The sequence below is a fragment of the Clostridium sp. AF21-20LB genome, from assembly GCF_003478795.1.
Lineage (GTDB): Bacteria > Bacillota > Clostridia > Lachnospirales > Lachnospiraceae > Otoolea > Otoolea fessa.
Map to the genome: position 1 here is coordinate 142,443 of NZ_QUGD01000005.1, position 7,961 is coordinate 150,403.

General features: G+C 40.5%; 8 protein-coding genes and 1 pseudogene. All 9 read right to left on the reverse strand.

Annotated features, from left to right (window positions below):
* Positions 1-4 precede the first annotated feature (4 nt).
* The 9 genes and pseudogenes from yfcC to DWX76_RS04720 all read right to left on the reverse strand — a co-directional run bounded on the left by yfcC (position 5) and on the right by DWX76_RS04720 (position 7,547).
* Complete coding sequence (gene yfcC, locus DWX76_RS04680) at positions 5-1,525, reverse strand: putative basic amino acid antiporter YfcC (RefSeq protein WP_117796202.1); 1,521 nt, start codon at positions 1,523-1,525, stop codon at positions 5-7.
* Between the two features lie 168 nt (positions 1,526-1,693).
* Complete coding sequence (locus DWX76_RS14930) at positions 1,694-1,816, reverse strand: hypothetical protein (protein ID WP_267895299.1); 123 nt, start codon at positions 1,814-1,816, stop codon at positions 1,694-1,696.
* Between the two features lie 19 nt (positions 1,817-1,835).
* A complete protein-coding gene (locus DWX76_RS04685; RefSeq protein ID WP_182429726.1) occupies positions 1,836-2,099 on the reverse strand; it encodes an acylphosphatase in 264 nt (87 codons plus the stop codon).
* A 3-nt stretch (positions 2,100-2,102) separates the two neighbouring features.
* Positions 2,103-3,077, reverse strand: a complete 975-nt coding sequence (locus tag DWX76_RS04690) for a Gfo/Idh/MocA family protein (protein WP_118570198.1) — start codon at positions 3,075-3,077, stop codon at positions 2,103-2,105.
* Between the two features lie 25 nt (positions 3,078-3,102).
* A pseudogene (locus DWX76_RS04695) lies at positions 3,103-4,136 on the reverse strand (alcohol dehydrogenase).
* Between the two features lie 21 nt (positions 4,137-4,157).
* Positions 4,158-4,514, reverse strand: a complete 357-nt coding sequence (locus DWX76_RS04700; protein WP_118570199.1) for a hypothetical protein — start codon at positions 4,512-4,514, stop codon at positions 4,158-4,160.
* Between the two features lie 295 nt (positions 4,515-4,809).
* Positions 4,810-5,169: an IS66 family insertion sequence element accessory protein TnpB gene (gene tnpB, locus DWX76_RS04705; RefSeq protein ID WP_118570200.1), complete on the reverse strand. Its 360-nt coding sequence runs from the start codon at positions 5,167-5,169 to the stop codon at positions 4,810-4,812.
* A gap of 849 nt (positions 5,170-6,018) precedes the next feature.
* Positions 6,019-7,050 (reverse strand): TIR domain-containing protein, encoded by a 1,032-nt coding sequence (locus DWX76_RS04715; RefSeq protein ID WP_118570201.1) that lies wholly within the window; start codon positions 7,048-7,050, stop codon positions 6,019-6,021.
* Positions 7,051-7,115: 65 nt separating this feature from the next.
* Positions 7,116-7,547, reverse strand: a complete 432-nt coding sequence (locus tag DWX76_RS04720; protein ID WP_118570202.1) for a TIR domain-containing protein — start codon at positions 7,545-7,547, stop codon at positions 7,116-7,118.
* Between the last annotated feature and the right edge of the window lie 414 nt (positions 7,548-7,961).

Consider the following 7,961-nt stretch of genomic DNA (forward strand, 5'->3'; position numbering starts at 1 on the left):
TATTTTAGAATCCAATTCCAACTGCAACAAGAACTGTAATGATTGCACCAATCATTAAGACACCAAGGAATTTCCACATGAATTTAATCCAGTTAGACCACTCAATCTTTGCAATTGCAAGAGATCCAATCAAGCATCCGGATGTAGGAACAATCAGGTTTGTAAATGCATCACCAAGCTGGAATGCAACTACAGCTGTCTGACGCGAAACACCTAACAGGTCTGACAGCGGAGCCATGATCGGCATTGTGATGGCAGCCTGTCCTGTTCCGGATACAACGAAGAAGTTAAATACGGACTGGAACAGATACATAAGTACGGCTGCAACTGCTCCGGAAACTCCAGACAATGCATTTGAAATATTATACATAATTGTATTAATAACTGTAGGTGTTGTCGGATCAGAACCACCAAGAACCTGCATGATTCCCTGTGCCATAGCAACGACAAGGGCAGCACCGATCAGGTCTTTTGCTCCATCTTTGAAAGATGTTGCAATATCATTCAGTTTCATATCATTCAGTTTAAAGATAACTCCAAACACACCGGAAACAATTCCCATAATAAAGAACTGTGTTGCAATCTCCGGCATGTAGTATCCCTGAGTCATAACTCCCCAAACTACCCATACTACTGTAACAGCCAGTGTCAGAAGGACTAAAATGTGTCCAAGACCAAATGAATGTCCTTCGTCAATTCCTGTTGTTTCATTCTGCTCACGGAAATATGAATCCGTCTTATATGCGATTGAGATTGTCGGATTCTTTTTAATCTTTGATGCATAGAACATAGTCATTCCACAGCCGAGTGCTGTAAATACGACCCACATTACCATACGGAATCCTGCACCGGAGAATACGTCAATACCTGCAATACCCTGTGCAATGCCTACAGAGAACGGATTCATCCAAGATGAACCGAAACCAATCTGTGTGGCAACATAAGTAACAAGAACTGCGATAACTGAATCATATCCAACTGCTACAAACAACGGACAAAGAATCATAGTAAACGGAAGCGCTTCTTCTCCCATTCCGAAAACTGCTCCACCAAGAGAAAACAGTACGAAAAGTATCGGAATCAGTAGTTTTTCTGCTCCCTTGGCCTTACGGATCAATCCGATCAATCCAGATTCAATCGCACCTGTACGGATCATGATACCAAATGCACCACCTACTACCATAAGGAATGCGATAATCTCGATTGCAGAACTATTTACGATTCCGTTATACATATAGTTGAAGAATCCTGTTCCACCATCTCCGCTAAAGAGTGCTACTCCTTCTGTTACTACATTTCCTGCATCATCTGTCAGATACTGGAAACTTCCGTCCTTGATTACTGTACGGGTTTTCTCAACACCATTGATCATATATGAAATATCCTGTGTTTCGTAAAATCCCTTTGGTACAAGAAATGTCAGAAGTGCTGCGATAACGACTACTAAAAAGATGATAATGTAGGTATCTGGCACTTGGAATCCCTTGTTAAAGGACTTTAGCCCTTTTTCTTCTTTTTGGCTCATTTTTGAGTCTCCTTCCCATTTTTTTGATATACCATATTAGTCTACCATAGAATGCTAAAAAGCCAACTAAAAATTTACATGTTTTTTGTCATTTTCCTGTATTTTTATACACCCAAAAATGGAATTGGCTCTGGTAATGCAAATCATGACCACTGGCTTAGCCAGTGATTAGACTGCGCCTTCCGGAACCTGCGGAAAGGCCAGATCCTCAATCGTGCCATACTGAAGAGCCGCATTTCTCTCATCCTCTGCCCAAAGTTTGCTTGGATGATTGGAAAAATTGATAAACATAGTAACATCCCCCTCGTTTTTATCTTATCTTAAATCCCCGTTCTTCTTCACAGGGAATCTCTGTGATCTCCATATCCGCCACGTTGATCCATCTCTGCTGCTGAATCCTAGCTAACATTTCCCGAATGGAAACTTCTCTTCCCTGCACTTCCATCTCCACTCTTCCGTCCCACAGGTTCTCCACCCAGCCGGTCAGGTCAAGGGACTGGGCGATATAAAAAGAGCGGTAACGGAAGCCGACTCCCTGGACATCGCCGGAAAAAAAGATATGTTTTCGTACCATAATTTACATCTCCTCCGGATACTGAAATCCCCATTCTTTTCTGAATTCCGTCATCATATCCATCACATCTTTTGTATAATCCAAATGCATGCATTCTGCATCCCCACGGATGGCTTTCTCCATATCCGCCAGCTCATAGGCCAGCGCATCTGCATGCTCACCGGTCTGAATCACTTCCGTTTCTCCGGAATCTGTATAGGTGATTCTCGCTTCCCAGGCTCTCGGATATTCCATGATTTCTATATATCCCTTTTCACAGGATACCATGCCTCTTTTCGGCTGCTTGGAATGCAGCGACAACATGACAGATGCCATCTGGCCTTCCTGATTCATCAGCAGCAATCCTGCCTGTTCATCCACTCCTGTAGGTGCCGGTTTTACCTGGGATAAAAGCTGATCCGACTTGGAATCCATAAACCACCGAATAAAGGAAAGCGCGTACACCCCGATATCCAGCATGGCACCTCCTGCCAGGTTTTTATTAAAAAAGCGGTTGTTCATATCATATTCTTTGAAGCTTCCAAAATTCATAGTGATCAGATTCACCTTTCCAAGTTTCCCTGACTCAAGAATCTCTTTAAGCTTTTTATAAATCGGCATATGATAAATCGGCATGGCCTCACCTATGACAACACCCTTTTTATCCGCCAGAGCAATTGCCTCATCCAGTTCCCGGCTGTTTAAGGTGATAGATTTTTCGACCAGAATGTGCTTTCCATTCTCAATTGCCCTGCGCATAAAATTAATATGGGTATTATGGGGAGTTGTGATATAGATTACATCAATATCCGGGTCTGTAAACATGTCATTATAATTATCATATACCTTTTTTATCCCATATTTTTCTGCAAATGCAACCGCTTTCTCATGGGTTCTGTTACCCACCGCATCGATGTTTCGCCCGTTTTTCTTTAAGGCCACGGCCATTTCATTTGCAATCACTCCGGTTCCAAGAACTGCCCATCTGATGTTCTGCATGTATCTCTTACCTTTCTTTATCCAACTAGCACTCCACCGCTACCTTAATCACTCCATCTTTCTTGTTCTCAAAAAGCTCGTATGCATCTTCGATCCGGCTAAGCGGATAGGTATGGGTAATAAGCGGTTCCGTATCGATCTTGCCCTCTGCAATGAGGCGAAGCGTCTCCTCACAGTCGCATCCATCTACACCGCCGATTTTAAAGGTAAGATTCTTGCCATACATATCCGGAAGCGGCAGCGTCTGGGCTTCGTCATAGAGCGCTACCACTGTGACGATTGCATTAGGCCTTGCACATTCCCAGGCTAACCGAAAAGTAGAGGGGGCTCCTGCCACCTCAAGGACTACATCGGCTCCGCATGATCACTGTTTTTCTGAACATATTCCAGACATTCCTCCGGTAAAACGGTGTATACATCCGGATAGTGCTCCTTTATAAAGCGGACGCGGTTTTCATCTTTCTCGCAGACAATGATTCGTTTCGGTTTCTTTAACATTACGCAGAGAAGGGTACAAATACCCGTCGGACCGGCACCGATGATCAAAACCGTATCTTCCTCCGTGATCTCAGAGATTCTCGCCGCCCAATAGCCGATCGCCAGCACATCTCCCACAAACAGTGCCTGCCGGTCCGTCACTCCATCCGGAATCTTATTTAATCCCTGATCTGCAAATGGAACCCGCACATATTCGGCCTGCCCGCCGTCGATACGGCATCCCAGGGCCCAGCCGCCATTCTCGTCCGTACAGTTATTTACATATCCATTTTTACAGAAAAAGCATTCACCGCAGAAGGTCTCTACGTTTACAGTGACTCTGTCCCCCGGCTTCACATGGGTCACCGCTGACCCAACTTCTTCCACAATTCCTACCATCTCATGACCGACTGTAATTCCAGGGACCGCCCGCGGCACACTTCCGTGTTTGATATGCAGATCACTGGAACAGATGCTGGCCAGTGTTACCTTTACAATCGCATCCCGTTCGTGCATAAGCACCGGTTTTGGTTTTTCCACTAATTCAAACTTTCCCTTAGAAATATATGTATATGCCTGCATTGCTTAACCCCCTTCTTTCTATTATTCATACTGAATCCTATTATAGGCGAAACCTGGGGGTATTAGCAAGATTTGCCGTAAAAAACATGCTTCTGCTTCATTGAAACATTCCGCGTACATGATGGCTAGTTCCAACTGCTGGCAGGCTCCGGTATCATATGTCATTTTTTCAGAAGAACGTCCAAAGCGAGTTGCCTGCGCAAGGTTCCATTTTTCAAGGATCACCTGCATCTGCTGGTTTGTCCGTTTCAACTCATCCGTAAGAACAGCCAGCTGGCTACGTAATTCTTTTTCCTGCTCCATGCTTTCAAGCAAGAGCTGCAGGATATCTTTTTTATTCAGTTTTGCCAGCTGTTCTTTTGATAACGCAAGTGCCATACGGACGATCAGTCTCCTTCGCTTTTATGGATCCAGTATAACAGAAGAAGCGAAAAAACACAAAAATCAGACCGATATCTTTTCGGTATTTTGACGGTGGAAAACTCCTGCTCCAAAAGCAGTTCTTTCTGTAGAGAATACCTTCCAGGCTGCCTGAAAACAGGTGGATCCGGCTTACTTTTCATGTGGCAGAGAAGACTGTCCACAATTCATGTTAAGCGGATAAAAAACAGAACTTTTTATCCCCATACAGGCTTTCGAATCAAACAGAAAACTTCTCTGTTTTGTACAAAAGTCACACTGGATGTTTTGGATCGATCTTATGGACAGATGGATCTATGGAGTATCCGCTCATGAGCAGATGATACTGCTCCGAAGTGATGTTCCGGGCTTCCGCTTCCGATCGGGGCCATTGAAAAGTTCCCGCCTCCAGCCGCTTATAAATAAGCAGGAAGCCGTCTTCCTCCCAGACCAGCCCTTTGATCTTCCGGTTACTGGAACCACAGAAGAGAAACAGGTCTCCAGCGTGAAAAGGATCCAGTTGAAACTTTTGTTTCACCAACGTTGACAGGCCATCGATGCCTTTACGGAGATCGGTCTTCCCGACAAAAACATAGACATGATAGAAACGTGAAATATCCGCATCATTGAGCATGGGCGGTCACCTCAATGATCATGGACAAGGTATCCCTTTGAATGGAAATAGGAATCTCAAGCTGCATTCCGCAAAATTTGAGCGTTAACATTTCATTTGGATCAGCTGTTACAGACCTCTGCACAGGGAACTGCTTTGGCTGCGTTACTTCAATAAAGCCGCTTTCTACAAGCAGGGCCTCTTTCACTTTGCGGAGCCAGTAATAATAAGAGTCTCATGAAAGCTGATGCTGTGCACAATAATCTTTGACAAACAGACCAGATTCGTTGCGCTCCTGAATAATAGCAGCCCAGTTTTTTACACGGATCTGTGCTGTGTCAAGTTTGGTGTTCATAATTGACCTCCTAGTGTGAAAAATGGGAAAAGTGTATTGTACAACTTTTCCAACATTATCTCAAACTTGGAGGTGTAGTTCTAGAGATGTGTGGTTTACCATTTACGGTCGAAATGTTCCAAGACAAACTCAAACCAGATAAATAAGCACGACAAAAGCCCTTAGCTATGAGTTTTATACCCACAGCTAAGGGCTTTTTAGATAAATATGAATTTATTTGTTGCACAACCACCTGTCAATCATTCTCTAACCCTAAAACCACTGGATTACAAGAATAATGGCTCTCATGCAACCGTTATCAAATTGTTATCAAAAGACTTTTAAAAGTGCTGCAAACCCGCATAAATACTGGGTTCTTAAAGCATTTCAAATTATTCAAACTCGGCAAATCCAAAGATGTTCTTAAATATATTTGTTTAAGTTCTGTATCCTTTTTTGCCGTTATTTTATTTCTGTTGCATATATTATTTTGGCTCGCTGATTTTCTGTTGCCAATTTGTTGCCAGTCTATCTTGTTAATCAATTATCTCCTTTTCTAATGCCCCTACTAATTCCATTAGCATATGTTCCATATCACGCATCAATATATAATCGTCTTTTTTTCGCATATAAACTTCCCTCATCATTGGATGTTCAAAAGAAACCTCCATGATTCTTCTAAAATTATTGATTGATTCCCTTTTTACATCAATACTATTTTCTGACGAAAGCATCTCCAATAATTCTTTTCCTATGTTATATATCCATGGTAATTTGTCCTGAACCATACTTAACACTATCAAAAAAGCATATTGTTTTTGACAATCTGGCAAAATGGAGTGAATAAGTTCTTCCATGAACATAGATTTATATTTTCTAGGCATTCTTCGTTCTTCAAAATCTATATTTCTCTCAACTTTGGATAAAGTTAAATCTAACCGTTCTTTTAATTCATCAATGCTATCATTCAATTTAGAGTCGGGATTTCGCAACAGCTTTTGATTGTCTCTTGATAATTCCAATATTTCTTCTATAATTTCAGTCGAATGATTCTCTTCTTGGATGTTTTTTTCCAAATCATTTTCATTATCCTCTTTTAAGCCGTTTAGTTCCTCTTCCAATGTCGGATACCATACTTCAAAAGCCTTATCAAGCATAGTTTCTGATATTCCGTTTTCACCACATGCTTTATTTAATGTATGTATCAACTTCTTTATATCTTCTTTTTCAAAAACAGTTGATTGAAATTGTAAAATAGGTCCATTAACTTCCGAACGTTTTATATCAAAAAGAAATGGTGTTACAAAAGATTTATCCATAGTTTTAGACAATGCACCTGCTTCAAAAGACAACCATGGTGCATGTAAATTATCTTTAGTCACACACAAAATTCCAAATGTGGAATCTTCCAATTCCTTTGCAATATCACTACTCCACCTAGCACCTTTGTCAATATCCTCTGAAGATACATAAGGCTCCAGCGACTGAATTACTGATGGCAACCACTCTCTAAAAATCATCGCAACTTTATGACTTTTATTTCCAGACCAACTAATAAACACTTTCATATATGCCCACCTCTTTTGTATTGTTCCAATAGTTATGTATAGATTATTTTCTTAAAGCTCAGCTTCTATTTTGCCAACTCATTTAAAGCATTCAAGATATTCTCCAAATTAAATGAATATACCCATTCTGCACCAATTCCATATGCTTCATCTGGTGCCTCATATGAACTATCTAATTTGACTACAACTAAGCCATTTCCTTTTTCATAATTTTTTGCAATTTCATATGCTTGCCAATTTCTATAACCGATTTCCTCACTATCCGGATGTTTGTCATTTGAATGTTTACCAACTATTGCAATCATATAGTTGGCTTGACCTATTTTGGTACTCAACACCTGCTTAATAGTCGAAACCGATTCACTTTGAATTTCACTTGGTGTACAATCGTTAATTGAAAAATCAATATCATCGTTTTCATTCCAAGCCTCTAATAAATTATAATATATTCTATCGTGTTCATAATCAAAAGAACAACATACTTTCTTCTTTGCCATAATTTTAAACCTCCTTCAGTACTTTCCTTAAACCATTAGCAATTGAATTAATAAAAGGAAGATGACTTTTGCAAAATCCGTTATTTTTGTGTGAAATTTCAAAAAAATAAAACCAATCAATAACTATAATTGCAGCACATAAAATTGTATCGCATACAAGTGCTATGATGGTTCTTGTGATAATATCCACTCCTCATGAATCCGTACTATGTTAATTAGAGCAAACAATATTGGCATCAACATTTTATAAAATATGATGGTTCTTGTGATAATATCCACTCCTCATGAATCCGTACTATGTTAATTAGAGCAAACAATATTGGCATCAACATTTTATAAAATAGATCAATAAAATTTAACACCATTGGATAATTTCTTTGATAATTCTCTCCCTCACGTGAGAAAATTCCTGAT